The organism is Pantoea alfalfae, from assembly GCF_019880205.1.
Classification (GTDB): Bacteria; Pseudomonadota; Gammaproteobacteria; order Enterobacterales; family Enterobacteriaceae; genus Pantoea; species Pantoea alfalfae.
In genome coordinates, this window is sequence record NZ_CP082292.1 from 581,153 (window position 1) to 595,282 (window position 14,130).

Here is a 14,130-nt window from a genome sequence, read left to right on the forward strand (position 1 = left end):
GTTAAGGAGAAACCATGTACGACTTGATTATCCGCGCAGCAAGACTCTGCGATGAGCAGGTGGTCGACATTGCGCTGCAGGATGGCCGCATTGCCGCTATCGGCAACGTGCAGGGCAAGGCCCGGCACGAGCGCGATCTGGCGGGCCGCTACTACGTCAGCGCTGGCTGGATAGACTCACACGTTCACTGCTATCCCAAATCACCGATTTACCATGATGAAGCGGACGCGATTGGCGTGGCGCATGGCGTCACAACGGTAGTCGATGCGGGCAGCACCGGCGCAGAACATATTGAGGATTTCTACCAGCTGACGCGTGCGGCGCAGACTCAGGTCTATGCGCTGATCAATATCGCCCGCACCGGCATCGTCACACAGAATGAGCTGGCCGATATGACGCAGATCGACGGCGAAGCGGTGCAGCAGGCCGTAGCACGACTGCCCGATTTTATTGTCGGCCTTAAGGCGCGCATCAGCAGCAGCGTGGTGGGTCAGAACGGCGTCCAGCCGCTGATAAAAGCTAAGGCAATTCAGCAGGAAAGTGGCGGTCTGCCGCTGATGGTTCACATCGGCAATAATCCACCCAATCTCGACCAGATTGCGGATCTGCTCACCACGGGCGACATCATCACGCACTGTTTTAATGGCAAACCCAACCGCATTCTGACGCCGCAGGGTGAACTCAAAGCGGCGGTAAAACATGCCATTGCACGTGGCGTAAAACTCGATGTCGGCCACGGTAGCGCCAGTTTCAGCTTTGAGGTTGCCCGCGTGGCGATTGCGCAGGGCATTCTGCCCGACACCATCAGCTCTGACATCTACTGCCGCAATCGTCTGGCCGGACCGGTTCACAACCTGGCGCATGTGATGTCGAAATTTTTCAGTGTCGGTATGACGCTGCCGCAGGTGATTGACTGCGTAACGGTCAATGCGGCGGCAGGACTTCACCTGCTGCGCAAGGGCCAGCTGAAAATTGGTTACGACGCCGACCTGACGGTTTTTAGCGTCAAAGAGGAAACCCGGCCCTTTATCGATTCAGAAGGTGAACAGATCGCCGGTGAGAAGCATCTTGTTCCGCTGGCGGCCGTCGTCGCTGGTACGTGGTTCGCGACAAAAGAAGGAATAGCGCATGAACTCGGTATATGAAAAGTATGGCCTGAAGCCGGTAATAAACGCCTCTGGCCGTATGACGATCCTCGGCGTTTCAACGCCGTCCAGTGACGTGATCGATACGGTGAAGTACGGCCTCGACCACTACTTTGAAATGAAAGATCTGGTGGATAAGACGGGTACTTATATCGCCGGTCTGCTGAAGGTGGAGGACGCGCTGGTGGTCTCCTGCGCCTCGGCCGGTATTGCCCAGAGCGTGGCGGCGGTGATTGTGAAAGACAACGACTGGCTGGTGGACAACCTGCACGCCGCACCGCTGACCATCCCGCACCAGATTGTCGTGCCGAAAGGGCACAACGTGAACTATGGCGCACCGGTCGGCAGCATGGTGGCGCTGGGTGGCGGGCAACTGGTGGAAGCAGGATATAGCAACGAGTGCTCACCCGCCCAGCTGGCGGCGGCGATCACGCCACAGACCGCAGCGATCCTCTATGTGAAATCTCACCACTGCGTGCAGAAAAGCCATCTCGATGTGGCACAGGCCGCGGCGGTTGCGCGTGAGCATGGTGTGCCGCTAATCGTCGATGCGGCAGCGGAAGAGGATCTGCAATGCTACTACCAGGCGGGTGCCGATCTGGTGATCTACAGCGGCGCAAAAGCGATTGAAGGGCCGACCAGCGGACTGGTCATTGGCAGACACCACTACGTTGAGTGGGTCAAACGCCAGACTAACGGTATAGGCCGCGCGATGAAAGTGGGCAAAGAGGGGATTCTCGGGCTGACCCAGGCGATTGAAAACTATCTGTCTCAGCCAAAAATCAGCGGCGCGCAGATGGTGGAAAAAATGACGCCGTTTATTGAGCGGCTCAACAGCCTGAATGGCGTGACGGCCCGCATCGTGTGGGATGCAGCCGGACGCGATATCGCCCGCGCTGAGATCGCATTTGACGAAGCCGCGATCCAGCAGCGCACCGGCGATCTGGTGCAGGCGCTGAAAAAGGGCGACGTCGCGATCTACTTCCGTGGCTACAAAGCCAACGAGGGGATCATTGAGGCGGACGTGCGCAGCGTCAGCGCCGATCAACTGCACACGATTTTCACCCGCATTCAGGCACTGTTAAACGGAGAGAAACACGCATGACGCTGACCCCCAACTTTTATCAGGATCGCATCTGCCTTAACGTCCTGGCGGGATCAAAGGAGAACGCCCGCGCCATCTGGCAGGCAGCAGAAGGGCACGTGCTGGTCGGCGTGCTGTCAAAAAACTACGCCAGCAATGACGCTGCTATCGCGGATATGCGTGAGTATGCCGCGCTGATCGATAATGCACTCTCGGTGGGGCTGGGCGCGGGCGATCCTAATCAGTCACTGATGGTGAGTGAGATTTCGGCGGTGCTGCAACCACAGCATGTGAACCAGGTCTTTACCGGCGTTGCCACCAGTCGTGCGCTGCTGGGCCAGTCACAGACCATCGTGAACGGTCTGATCTCGCCCACCGGCACGCCGGGCCGGGTCAAAATCTCTACCGGACCGCGCAGCGCAAAAGAGCAGGACGGGATCGTGCCCATCGAAACGGCGATTGCGATGCTGCAGGATATGGGCGGCAGCTCGGTGAAATATTTCCCGATGGGCGGCCTGCAGGCGGTGGATGAGTACCGCGCTGTGGCGGAAGCCTGTGCAAAACAGGATTTCTGGCTGGAGCCCACCGGCGGCATCGATCTGGACAATTTCGGCGAGATCGTGCGCATTGCGCTGGAGTCGGGCGTCAGCAAAGTGATCCCGCACGTCTACAGTTCGATCATTGACAAAGCCAGCGGAGAGACCCGCATTGAAGATGTGCAGCAGCTACTGGCCATCTGTAAAACGCTGCTGGCCTGAAGATCGACACGATCAGCCTGCGGCAGGCCGATCGCGCGACATGGACGTTGCGTGACGATCGCCGTAGGCTGATCTTCCCACTTTCTGTCTGCAAACAGGTAACGCTTGTGAGATTTCCCAATCAGCGCCTTGCGCAACTGTTCGATGCCCTGCAAAACGAAACGCTGCCTCAGGATGAGCTGGCGCGGCGTTTTGCCGTCTCGACCCGCACCGTGCGCACCGATATCACGGCGCTGAATGCGCTGCTGGCAGAGCATGGCGCGCAGTTTATCCTGAGCCGTGGCGCGGGCTATCAGCTGAAGATTGAGGATGTTCAGCGCTTTCAGCATCTGCAGCAGCACACTGCGTCGCCGCTACGAGTGCCACGCACCTCGCCAGACCGGGTTCGTTACCTGCTGACCCGCTTTCTCACTGCGGCTTATTCGCTGAAACTTGAAGAGCTGGCCGAAGAGTGGTTTGTCAGCCGCGCCACCCTGCAGAATGATATGGCGGAGGTGCGCGAATGGCTGGGTCGCTATCACCTCACCATTGAGAGCAAGCCACACTACGGCATGAAGCTGTTTGGCAGCGAAGTGGCAATTCGTACCTGCCTGACCGACCTGTTATGGCAAATCGATCAGGCGCAGCCAGAGAGTCCGCTGCTGACGATTGAAGCGCTGAACAGCGGCATGCTGGAGACGCTGCGCCCGCTGCTGCAAAGCTGTTTTGCTCAACACAACATTCGCCTCAGCGATGAAGGTGAACGCTATCTGCGGCTTTACTGCGCCGTGGCGGTGCGTCGCATCAGCGAGGGCTATCCGCTTAACGATCCGGGTGCCGAGGAGATTGGCGATGAAGTGCGGGAAGCGGCGCATCAGTTGATTAATCTGATGCGCCCGCTGGTCAGCAAACCGATTTCACCGGCGGAAGAGAACTGGCTGCGGGTCAATATTGCGGCGCGACGCATTCAGGCGATCGCGCCCAGCGCCATCAATGCGGATGATGCCGACGCGCTGGTGGATTATCTGCTCAGCTTTATCAACACGCACTACAACTTCAATCTGCAAAACGATCAGCAGCTGCGTGCTGACCTGCTCACCCACATCAAAACTATGATTACCCGGGTGCGTTATCAGATCCACATTCCCAACCCGCTGCTCAGCAACATCAAGCAGCACTATCCGATGGCCTACGATGTCACCTTAGCGGCGGTGACCAGCTGGGGGAAATATACTCCGTATGTTATCTCCGAGAATGAGATCGGCTTTCTGGTGCTGCATATTGGCGTCGGGCTGGAGCGCCACTATGACGTGGGCTATCAGCGTCATCCGCAGGTGTTGCTGGTGTGCGACAGTGGTAACTCTACGCTGCGCATGATAGAGGCGATGCTGCTGCGCAAATACCCGCAGTTACAGATCACGGCGCGCCTGTCACAGCGCGAATATGAAGCGCGAAGTCGTATTGACGAGGATTTTGTTATCTCGACCATCCGGCTCAGTGAAAAAGAGAAACCGGTGGTAGTGATGTCACCGTTTCCCACCGGTTTTCAGCTGGAGCAGATTGGCAAGCTGGTGCTGGTTGACCGGACCCGGCCCTACATGTTGGCGAAATTTTTTGATGCCCAGCACTTTCATATCGTTGACAGGCCGATGACCCAGTCTGAACTGTTTCGTCAGCTGTGCGATCAGTTGGAACTGGAGGGCTTTGTGGATGCGGCGTTCTGTCCGTCGGTTGAAGAGCGTGAAGCGATTGTCAGCACCATGCTTGGCGAAGGGATTGCGCTGCCGCATTCGCTGGGACTGCTGGCAAAGAAAACCGTGGTCTATACCGTGCTGGCACCGCACGGCATCGCGTGGGGCGACGATACCGCCTATGTCATCTTCCTGTTGGCGATCAGCAAAAGTGAATATGAAGAAGCAATGGCAATTTACGATCTGTTTGTGACGTTCCTGCGTGAACGGGCGATGACCCGCCTGCGGGACAGCAGCGATTTTAACAGCTTCAGGGCGGTGGCGATGGATTGCCTGAGCCGGTCTTAGCTTCGCCCTGAAACCACGATACTTAGTTTTTCTTCGCCAGCAGGCGCGGGATCTCGCGCAGGCACCAGGATTTGGCTTCGCCCATGCTGTCACGTCGCCACGCCATAATAATATCGACCTCGCGGGTATACTCCGGGCTCACTACCCGCAGACGACCTTCAGCAATATCCTGCTCGACTAATGAATAGGGCATGGTTGCCACGCCCAGACCCGCCAGCAGCGCACGGCGCTTATCGTCCATGCTGCTCACGGTCAGGCGCTGCTGCTTATCCAGCAACTGCACGGTCAGCACCGGACGTTCGCGCGCAGTATCCGCGACTGCAATGCCACGGTATTTCACCCGCGTCACTTCAGACTGCGGTTCCGGCTCGTTATGAATCGGGTGATCCGCACTGGCGACGTAGACGCTCATCATGGTGTAGAGCTTGCGGGTATTGATCTCGGTGGAGGCGCGGAAATGCATATCGGGGGCAATCACGATATCGGCGCGGCCCTGTTCCAGTCGTTCCCATGCGCCCGCCAGTACTTCTGTGACCAGCGAAAACTGCGTGTTAGCTTTGTCGGCCAGACGGGTCACCAGCGGAAAGAGTGCATCAATGGGCACCAGCGCTTCGGTAACGATAGTCAGATGGGTTTCCCAGCCACGCGCCAGCGCTTCCGCATCGGTGGTGAGCTTGTCGGCCGCTTCCAGCAGTACCCGGCCACGCTCCAGCAGCATGCGCCCCACGTTGGTAAATTTGGTGCGGTGACCGGAGCGGTCAAACAGCACCACATCCAGTTCTTCTTCCAGCTTTTGCATAGTGTAGCTGAGGGCAGAAGGTACACGCCCCAGTTCATCCGCTGCTGCTGCAAAACTGCCACGGCGATCGATCGCATCCATAACGCGTAACGATTCAAGGGTTAACGCACGCTCTTTAGCCATCCCGGTTCTCTGTCAGGAAATTTGAACATGCCGGGCAGATTAACTGGCTAACAATCCGGCGTCCAGACTTTTACCATGGGTGCATAAAGTCCGTGGCCGATCCTCGTCACCGGATGCCGGAGGTAAATAATGATAACGACACGCAGTGCGTCCGCCTGTGGTCAGGCCGATTTCGGCTGGTTGCAGGGCCGCTACAGTTTCTCTTTTGGCCACTACTTTGATCCCAAACTGATGGGGTACGCATCGCTGCGCGTACTGAACCAGGAAGTGCTGGCGCCGGGTGCCGCTTTTCAGCCGCGCACCTATCCGCAGGTCGATGTGCTGAACATCGTGCTGCAGGGTGAAGCCGAATATCGCGACAGCGAAGGCAATACGATCAGCGTGCGGGAAGGGGAAGCGCTGCTGCTCTCTGCTCAACCCGGTGTGAGTTACACCGAAATTAATCTGAGCAAAGATCGCCCGCTGACACGCATGCAGCTCTGGCTGGCTGCCTGTCCGGAGCGCGAAAATCTGCGGATGCAGAAAATAGCCCTCACGGAAGGTCGCTTGTCTCAGCTTATCGCCTCGCCGGATGGCGTGGACGATAGTCTGCAACTGCGTCAGCAGGTGTGGATCCACCAGGTCGAGCTGGCACCGGGCGAACATTACTCGCTGCCGATACAGGGCCCGCGCGCCTATCTGCAGTCGATTCATGGCTCGCTGGAGGCGATGTCCGGCACGGATCATCAGGAGAAGCTGGGCTGTGGCGATGGTGCGTTTTTACAGGAAGAGAAACAGTTGCAGCTGACAGCAAAAACCGCGACCCGCGCGCTGGTCATCGACATTCCGGTCTGAAAATCGGACCATAAAAAAGGCGGCCATGGCCGCCTTTTTTGCGTTTCAGGAATTACTTCAGCATGGTGAAGGCCGTAGTGACGTGCTTCACGCCACTGACGCGGCTGGCAACATCGGCCGCAGCCTGCGCTTCCTGTTGTGTCACGAGACCCAGCAGGAATACTTCGCCATTCTCGGTCGTCACTTTCACGTTGGAGGATTTCACCTGATCGCTGCCCAACAGCTGCGATCGGATTTTGGTGGTAATCCAGGTGTCGGACGACGTAGTGCCTAACGTCACTTTCTGGCCGATGCGGATCTCGTTATAGACTTCGGTTGCGCCATCGACGCCCATGGTGATCTGTTTGGCACGATTGGCGATATCCTGCGAAGGTGCCTGACCGGTCAGCAGCACTTTGCCCTGATAAGCCGTGGCGATGACGCGTGCATCGGTTTTAATCTGCTGATCTTTCGCCAGCGCGTTAGTGACGCGCAGCTCCAGAGTGCCGTCATCAACCTGCGTACCTACCGAGCGTGGATCGGTCGCCGTTTTGGTGGCAACCGCTGCGCCGCCAGCCACAACCGCAACGCAGCCCTGAAGCAGCATGGCGGTTAACAGAATAGCTATAGCATTCAATGCTTTCATTCGTGCTCCTTCGGTCATTCCTGATGGGGAAAGAGAGTGTTATCGATCAGATCGCATAAGCAATTCACGGTCAGCATATGCATCTCCTGGATACGGGCGCTACGGTGCGATGGAATGCGGATTTCCACATCCTGCGGCCCCAGCAGTCCGGCGAGCTCTCCGCCATCATACCCGGTAAGCGCAACGATAGTCATATCGCGTGTTACCGCTGCTTCGACGGCCTTAACGATATCGCGGGTGTTGCCCCGGGTTGAGATAGCCAGTAGTACATCGCCTGCGTGTCCCAGCGCGCGTACCTGCTTGGCATAGATCTCATCGTGCAGACGATCATTACCAATCGCGGTCAGCATCACGTTGTCTGCACTTAATGCCAGCGCCGGTAAGCTGGGACGCTCAGTCTCAAAACGGTTGATCATGCTGGCGGCGAAGTGCTGTGCATTGGCGGATGAGGCACCGTTGCCACAGCTGAGGATTTTATTGCCATTCAGAAGCGACTGCACCAGCGTCATGGCTGCGCGGGAAATAGCGTCGGGCAACGCCTCGGCTGCGGCAATCTGAGTCTGAATACTTTCGGTAAAACACGCTTTAATTCTTTCCTGCACACGACCACCTGGTTCTAAACGTCTGCATTAAAGGCATTCGGCAGCCACTCGAGCGCCGTGCCGGTAATGGCGATGATGTCGAAACGGCAATTCACTGTTTCAAAACTGCCGCCGCGTTGCGCCAGCCAGAGAGCAGCGGCGCGCAGCAGCTTTTGTTGTTTATTCCGGGTAATACTGGCGAGTGCGCCACCATAACGCGCATCGCGCCGGTAGCGGACTTCAACAAACACCCAACAGTGCCCGTCACGCATAATCAGGTCAAGTTCACCGTTGCGAAAGTGAACATTGCTGGCGACCCATATCAGGCCTGCCTGCTCCAGATAGTGTCGGGCATTTTCTTCATGCCCGGCACCAATCTGACGGCGATTTAGTTGGCCGGTGCGATTTCGCCCCGACGATACTGGTTCCATGTCAACTTCCTGTTGATCACACAATCCGTGTCGGCGCTCAGCTTGCCGGTATTACCATCCAGCGTAAAGCCAGGAGACTGACGCATCTGGTTAAAGTGGTTCGCCAGCGTCCAGGCATCCATTCCCATGGCATAGAGACGCACCAGCGAGTAGTCATTATTGAATGACTTCGAGGTCTGCTGCATCAGGCCAGGGTTGCTGCCGGAGAGCAGCGGAATATCGCTGAACTGCAGGCCATCCATTTCCAGACGGAAGTCCGGTCCTGCACCTGCCTGCGCGCTGCGCGAGCTGGCATAGAGCGAAATGTTGCTGCGACTGCCAGTGCGCATGGCAATCATAGGTTTGATCAGCTGCAGTTCATCCTGCGTGGAGACGATGTAGACCGCATCGACGCCGCCACCGCTGCTGGTGCTGACCACATCTGGCGTGCTCTGTTGCGGTGCCGGAATGGTCAGGCCTGCAATCGAAACGCCCTGCGGCTCGGCAGGTGCAGCGTTCACAGGCGTACCCGATAAGCTGATGCCCGCACCGCTGTTGATGCCCTGTTTCAGCTCAGATGTCGAGCCAAAGCGTTGCTGCATGACGGTGCTGCCCCCCAGCGTCTGCCACTCCTGAGCAAAAGCGTTGGTGACGCGATCGCCCAGTCCGCTGCGCGGCACCAGCAACAGCGGCTGGCGTTTGCCCTGATCCCAGATATGGTGCGCGGCATCGCGCGCTTCGTCTTCAGGAGAAAGCGCAAAGTAACAAATATTCGGATGGTTCTGGATCTTTTCCGGCTCATTAAGCGCCAGCACATTCAGTGGCGTCTGGCTGTTGGCGACCTTCTCAACGTTGCTCTTCAGCAGCGGGCCGACCACGATAGTCGCACCATCCTGCTGGGCCTGCTGCATGACCTGCTCAATAGGCTGGCTGCTGGTGTCATAAACCTTGATCTGGGCGTTGCTGGCCGGTGCGGCTGCAGCAGGCTGAGACTGGGGCTGTGACTGAGGTTGTGGTGTGGTGTCAGCAGACTGCTGCGGCGCGCTGATGGGATCGGCAGCCGATCCCGCGGCGGCAGGTTGCGTGCTGGCCGTCGCATCTGCAGAAGCAGGCTGGGCAGCCGCTGGCTGGGCGACCGGCGCGGTTACGCCATTCTTCGCGTCGTTAAAGCCTTTCTGAATCGCATTCGCAAACACCTGCGCCTGGCCATTCAGCGGCAGCAGCAGGGCGATGATGCTGGTAGAGGCTTTGGTGTAGTTCTGCATCTGGCTCAGCTGCGTCGGCAGCGTTTTAGCCGCCGGGTTCTGCGGATAGCGGGTCTGCCAGTCTTTGATGCCGGACTTGAGCATCTCCGCATCCTGGGCGTTGGCACGCCAGACCGCGAGCAGATCGAGCCAGCCCTGCAGCACATTTTCGTCGGCATTAATCACCAGGTTGCTGGCCTCCTGTGGTGACATCTGCGTCAGGGTCTGCCAGGTGGCGTCAATGTTGGCCTGATGATCGGTGCCTTTCAGCAGCGGCTCCTGCGCAATATAGGTGCGCAGCAGTGAGAGTGAAGGGCGACCCTGGGCGCTGGCGATCTGCAGGCTGTAATAACGTGCCAGCTGATCCTGCGACAGCGAACCGGTTTTCACCTGTGCTAACAGGGGTTCAGCCTCTTTGGTTTTCTGCTGTGAAATCAGCAATTGCGCTCTCAGCAGCAGGGATTCCTGTTGCTGCGTCTCTGAGAGCTGCTGCGGCAACTGGCTCAGTTGCTGGGTCGCTTCAGGATACTTTCCTTCCTTCAACAGGGCGCGGATTGCGAGTAATTGCCAGTCGGTCTTGCTATCATCGCTGCTTTGCTGCGCTTGCTGCAGATAGTAAGCGGAGCTGGCGGTGACTGGCCCCTGAATATTGACGGTTGAGGTTTGCGGCCCCTGACCGCTACACGCGGCTAAAATCAGCCCAGCAAGAATGACAGGCAGAAAGCGTCCTGCTTTATGACGAACGACTTTTGAAGGAAGCATACTGTATCCAGTGATGTTTTTTTCAAGATGCTCAATATTAAATCGGCAATTCGGATGAAACAATGAAACAACTCGATCGGGCAGAGATTTCTGCCAGCACGCTCTACATCGTTCCAACCCCGATTGGTAATTTGGGTGATATCACCCAGCGGGCGCTGACGGTGCTTTCGAGCGTCGATCTGGTCGCTGCGGAAGATACACGTCATACCGGGCTGTTGCTACAACATTTCGCCATCAATGCGCGACTCTTCTCACTTCATGACCACAACGAGCAGCATAAGGCTGAACTGCTGTTAACGAAGCTGCAGGAGGGTCAAAGCATAGCCTTAGTTTCCGATGCTGGCACGCCGCTAATCAACGATCCGGGCTACCATCTGGTGCGTCGCTGCCGTGAAGCGGGTATTCGTGTGGTGCCGCTGCCCGGTGCCTGTGCTGCCATTGCCGCGTTAAGTGCTGCAGGACTGCCATCCGATCGTTTCTGTTACGAAGGGTTTCTGCCCGCTAAAACCAAAGGCCGCTGCGATGCGCTGCGGGCGCTGGTGCAGGAGCCACGCACGCTGATTTTCTATGAGTCGACTCATCGTCTGATCGACAGCCTGCAGGATATGGTGAGTGAGCTGGGTGCCGAACGCTACGTGGTGCTGGCGCGCGAGCTGACTAAAACCTGGGAGTCGATCTACGGTGCACCGGTTGGCGAGCTGCTGGCCTGGGTGAAAGAAGATGAGAATCGTCGCAAAGGCGAAATGGTGCTGATTGTTGAAGGGTATAAAGTCGATGATGAAGATGCGCTACCGGCTGATGCGCTACGTACGCTGGCGCTGCTGCAGAAAGAGCTGCCACTGAAACGCGCGGCTGCGCTGACCGCTGAGATCCACAGCGTGAAGAAAAATGCCCTTTATAAGTATGCGCTGGAGCAGCAAGAGGCGTGACAAACGCTGGCGAATGTCCTATTATCCCGCGCCGAAGCTGACCAGACAGTCGCCGCTTTGTCGTCGTCCTCACTTGTGGGGAGACGGGCAGAGGGGAGGAAAGTCCGGGCTCCATAGGGCAGGGTGCCAGGTAACGCCTGGGAGGCGCAAGCCTACGACCAGTGCAACAGAGAGCAAACCGCCGATGGCCCAGAAATGGGATCAGGTAAGGGTGAAAGGGTGCGGTAAGAGCGCACCGCGCGACTGGCAACAGTTCGTGGCACGGTAAACTCCACCCGGAGCAAGGCCAAATAGGGGTTCACAAGGTACGGCCCGTACTGAACCCGGGTAGGCTGCTTGAGCCAGTGAGCGATTGCTGGCCTAGATGAATGACTGTCCACGACAGAACCCGGCTTAACGGTCAGCTTCGACTTTTTATCAAAAACCCCGCTTCGGCGGGGTTTTTGCTTTGTGGGATATGTGCTGGCAGCTTAACCGCGGCCGTGCGGCTCATCCCAGTCAAACGCCGGGCCCAGCGAAATGACGCCGTTCGGGTTGATGGTCTTATGGCTGCAGTAATAATGATGGCGGATATGTGGCAGATTAACCGTCTCTGCGATACCCGGCATCTGATAGATATCACGCAGGAAACCGCTGAGGTTTCTGTAGTCACTGATGCGATGGCGATCGCATTTAAAGTGGGTCACATAGACCGGATCAAAGCGCACCAGCGTGGTCCACAACCGAAGATCCGCTTCGGTCAGCTGATCGCCAGTGAGGTAGCGATGCTGGCCCAGGATCTGCTCCAGCCGCGACAACGAATGGAACAGCGCCGTGACGGCCTCATCGTACGCGGATTGCGACGTGGCGAAGCCTGACTTATAGACGCCGTTGTTCACCGTGTCGTAGATCCAGCCATTCAGCTCATCAATCTTCTCGCGCAGCGCAACGGGATAGTAGTCACCGGCACGGGCGCCCACCGCATCAAACGCACTGTTGAACATGCGGATGATATCCGACGACTCATTGCTGACGATGGTATTCTGGTGTTTGTCCCACAATACCGGCACGGTTACGCGGCCACTGTATTGTGGGTCGGCATGCAGATAGAGTTGATAGAGGAACTCATTCTGGTAAAGCTTATCGCCGGTCGCATCCTGAAAACTATCATTGAAGGTCCAGCCATTCTCCAGCATCAGCGGATGCACCACGGAGACATCGATCATGCTATCCAGGCCCTTCAGCTGGCGCATCAGCAGCGTGCGGTGCGCCCAGGGGCAGGCCAGCGAGACATAAAGATGATAGCGGTCGCGTTCGGCGACAAATCCCGCTTTACCTGCCGGGCCAGCACTGCCATCCGCGGTAACCCAGTTGCGGAAAGCCGACTCTGAACGCTTGAAGCGTCCGCCGGTAGATTTAGTGTCGTACCAGGTGTCATGCCAGACACCGTCAATTAACTGTCCCATAATGGCTCCAATGCAAACAGGGCGGGGAAATGTCCCCGCCCTGCTAAGTATATGTGGCATTACGCTTTATGTGAGATTAGCGCGCAATCGCTGGCTGTGTTTTTCTTTTGCTGATCAGGCGATCAAGGCTATATGCACCCGGACCCACCAGACCTAACACCAGGAAACCCCCGGCGATAGAGAGGTTCTTCATGAACATCAGCTGGTTCACGCCTTCGGCAAAGTTACTGTGAAACAGAAACGCGGTCAGGATGGTGAAGCCTGCAGTGAACAGGGCAGTGAAACGGGTCAGGAAACCAAACAGGATGGCCAGACCGCCGCCAAACTCCAGCAGGATAACCAGCGGCAGCATAAAGCCCGGGACGCCCATTGCTTCCATATATTGCTGAGTGCCAGCATAACCGGTGATTTTGCCCCAGCCAGCCGTAATGAACAGGATTGGCATCAGGATGCGAGCCAGTAACAAACCAACGTCTTCGAATTTTTTCATCATTTACTCCAGCGCTATCAGGAATGCAGGGCAAGCTGCCCGCAGGGTTTATGCCCGCTGAAAGCAGTTCTGCATTCATTGGGTTGATAGCTGGAGATGATAATCGCGGCGTGGAAAGGTTGTAAGCGAGATATACTGTCAGTGTTCTTCAGAAATTCTGATGAAGAAAGCCGGCCTTTTCAGGACCGGCTTTAAGCAGAATTAACGCGGGGGCAGAGCAGACTTGATCATGCGCCAGGTGCTCCATGCACCGAATCCCCGCTTTGCCCAGCGCAACAGCTTGCTGGGACTGCGAATGGAGTAAACGGCCAGCGCGCTGCTGCCAATGGCCAGATAGCGACGTAAGCTGAGGAAAGTAAACCAGCCGCGATCGTAGTGGGCGGTGCCTTCCAGCCAGTCACGCCGCGCAGCGCTTAAATCCAGCCGCTGCTGCTGCACATGCTTAAGCAGTTCATGGATGCGTTCTTCACGCTCGCGGCGACTCATCAGCGCTGGTCCTCAAGCAAATCACGATCTGTTTCCAGCTCTTTGCGCGTGTGGCGCAACAGCGTGGACTGACGTGATTTGTGAAGCGTCCAGAGTCCGAAAATAACCGCCAGCAAAAACAGCGTACCGGTCGTGATGCCAATCGCCATCAGACGATATTGTGCATCCACTGCCCAGATGATCAGGACCATCAGGCTCATCAGACCAAATGCAGTGAACAACATTGTCAGGCCAGTCATCAACAGCATCTGTATCAGATTCGCTTTCTCATGCTCAAGTTCCACCACTGCCAGACGAACGCGTGTCTCAACTATGCCAACCAGCGTGGTAACGATACGCTGGCCGATGTTAATGACCCCTTTAGCCGGGCCGTGGTTCTGCTGTGAGTCTGCCATGG

The 14,130-nt window shown here is 57.1% G+C and carries 15 protein-coding genes and 1 other RNA gene; 7 read left to right on the top strand and 9 right to left on the bottom strand.

Annotated features, from left to right (window positions below):
- Positions 1 to 14: 14 nt before the first annotated feature.
- From K6R05_RS02830 to K6R05_RS02845, 4 genes are all read left to right on the top strand, one after another.
- The gene (locus K6R05_RS02830; protein ID WP_222924949.1) at positions 15 to 1,145 is read left to right on the top strand and encodes an amidohydrolase/deacetylase family metallohydrolase; all 1,131 of its coding nucleotides are present in this window, start codon (positions 15 to 17) and stop codon (positions 1,143 to 1,145) included.
- Complete coding sequence (locus K6R05_RS02835; protein ID WP_222924950.1) at positions 1,129 to 2,250, top strand: DgaE family pyridoxal phosphate-dependent ammonia lyase; 1,122 nt, start codon at positions 1,129 to 1,131, stop codon at positions 2,248 to 2,250. Before K6R05_RS02830 ends, K6R05_RS02835 begins: the two co-directional genes overlap by 17 nt.
- Positions 2,247 to 2,987: a 2-dehydro-3-deoxy-phosphogluconate aldolase gene (gene dagF, locus K6R05_RS02840; RefSeq protein WP_161735378.1), complete on the top strand. Its 741-nt coding sequence runs from the start codon at positions 2,247 to 2,249 to the stop codon at positions 2,985 to 2,987. The genes K6R05_RS02835 and dagF overlap by 4 nt, the downstream gene beginning before the upstream one ends.
- 107 nt (positions 2,988 to 3,094) lie before the next feature.
- Entirely contained in the window at positions 3,095 to 5,005 is a 1,911-nt protein-coding gene (locus K6R05_RS02845; RefSeq protein WP_161735376.1) for a BglG family transcription antiterminator, read from the top strand.
- Positions 5,006 to 5,027: 22 nt separating this feature from the next.
- Here K6R05_RS02845 and K6R05_RS02850 read toward each other — a convergent pair whose 3' ends face one another.
- Positions 5,028 to 5,927, bottom strand: coding sequence for a LysR family transcriptional regulator (locus K6R05_RS02850; RefSeq protein WP_013359142.1), 900 nt, complete (start codon positions 5,925 to 5,927; stop codon positions 5,028 to 5,030).
- A gap of 129 nt (positions 5,928 to 6,056) precedes the next feature.
- Between K6R05_RS02850 and K6R05_RS02855 the strand changes: the two genes are divergently transcribed.
- Entirely contained in the window at positions 6,057 to 6,761 is a 705-nt protein-coding gene (locus tag K6R05_RS02855) for a pirin family protein (protein ID WP_161735374.1), read from the top strand.
- Between the two features lie 52 nt (positions 6,762 to 6,813).
- Here K6R05_RS02855 and dolP read toward each other — a convergent pair whose 3' ends face one another.
- Genes dolP through K6R05_RS02875 form a run of 4 tightly spaced genes read right to left on the bottom strand, consistent with a single transcriptional unit; the run spans position 6,814 to position 10,383 of the window.
- Positions 6,814 to 7,386, bottom strand: coding sequence for a division/outer membrane stress-associated lipid-binding lipoprotein (dolP, locus tag K6R05_RS02860; RefSeq protein WP_161735372.1), 573 nt, complete (start codon positions 7,384 to 7,386; stop codon positions 6,814 to 6,816).
- A 14-nt stretch (positions 7,387 to 7,400) separates the two neighbouring features.
- The gene (gene diaA / locus K6R05_RS02865; RefSeq protein WP_003855538.1) at positions 7,401 to 7,988 is read right to left on the bottom strand and encodes a DnaA initiator-associating protein DiaA; all 588 of its coding nucleotides are present in this window, start codon (positions 7,986 to 7,988) and stop codon (positions 7,401 to 7,403) included.
- Positions 7,989 to 8,002: 14 nt separating this feature from the next.
- Positions 8,003 to 8,398 carry a YraN family protein gene (locus tag K6R05_RS02870; protein WP_161735370.1) on the bottom strand — a complete coding sequence of 132 codons (396 nt, stop codon included), beginning with the start codon at positions 8,396 to 8,398 and terminating at the stop codon, positions 8,003 to 8,005.
- Positions 8,356 to 10,383 (bottom strand): penicillin-binding protein activator, encoded by a 2,028-nt coding sequence (locus tag K6R05_RS02875; RefSeq protein ID WP_222924951.1) that lies wholly within the window; start codon positions 10,381 to 10,383, stop codon positions 8,356 to 8,358. Before K6R05_RS02875 ends, K6R05_RS02870 begins: the two co-directional genes overlap by 43 nt.
- Positions 10,384 to 10,445: 62 nt before the next feature.
- Between K6R05_RS02875 and rsmI the strand changes: the two genes are divergently transcribed.
- Entirely contained in the window at positions 10,446 to 11,312 is an 867-nt protein-coding gene (gene rsmI / locus K6R05_RS02880) for a 16S rRNA (cytidine(1402)-2'-O)-methyltransferase (protein ID WP_045139595.1), read from the top strand.
- A 33-nt stretch (positions 11,313 to 11,345) separates the two neighbouring features.
- Positions 11,346 to 11,724: RNase P RNA component class A (gene rnpB, locus K6R05_RS02885), an RNA gene on the top strand.
- 58 nt (positions 11,725 to 11,782) lie between these two features.
- Here the strand turns inward: rnpB and K6R05_RS02890 are convergent.
- The 4 genes from K6R05_RS02890 to K6R05_RS02905 form a co-directional block, all read right to left on the bottom strand.
- Positions 11,783 to 12,757, bottom strand: coding sequence for a glutathione S-transferase family protein (locus K6R05_RS02890; RefSeq protein ID WP_222924952.1), 975 nt, complete (start codon positions 12,755 to 12,757; stop codon positions 11,783 to 11,785).
- Positions 12,758 to 12,833: 76 nt separating this feature from the next.
- The gene (locus K6R05_RS02895) at positions 12,834 to 13,247 is read right to left on the bottom strand and encodes a DoxX family protein (RefSeq protein WP_222925449.1); all 414 of its coding nucleotides are present in this window, start codon (positions 13,245 to 13,247) and stop codon (positions 12,834 to 12,836) included.
- Positions 13,248 to 13,448: 201 nt separating this feature from the next.
- Positions 13,449 to 13,733, bottom strand: coding sequence for a YqjK-like family protein (locus tag K6R05_RS02900; protein WP_033733988.1), 285 nt, complete (start codon positions 13,731 to 13,733; stop codon positions 13,449 to 13,451).
- Complete coding sequence (locus K6R05_RS02905; protein WP_161735364.1) at positions 13,733 to 14,128, bottom strand: phage holin family protein; 396 nt, start codon at positions 14,126 to 14,128, stop codon at positions 13,733 to 13,735. The genes K6R05_RS02900 and K6R05_RS02905 overlap by 1 nt, the downstream gene beginning before the upstream one ends.
- Positions 14,129 to 14,130: the final 2 nt, after the last annotated feature.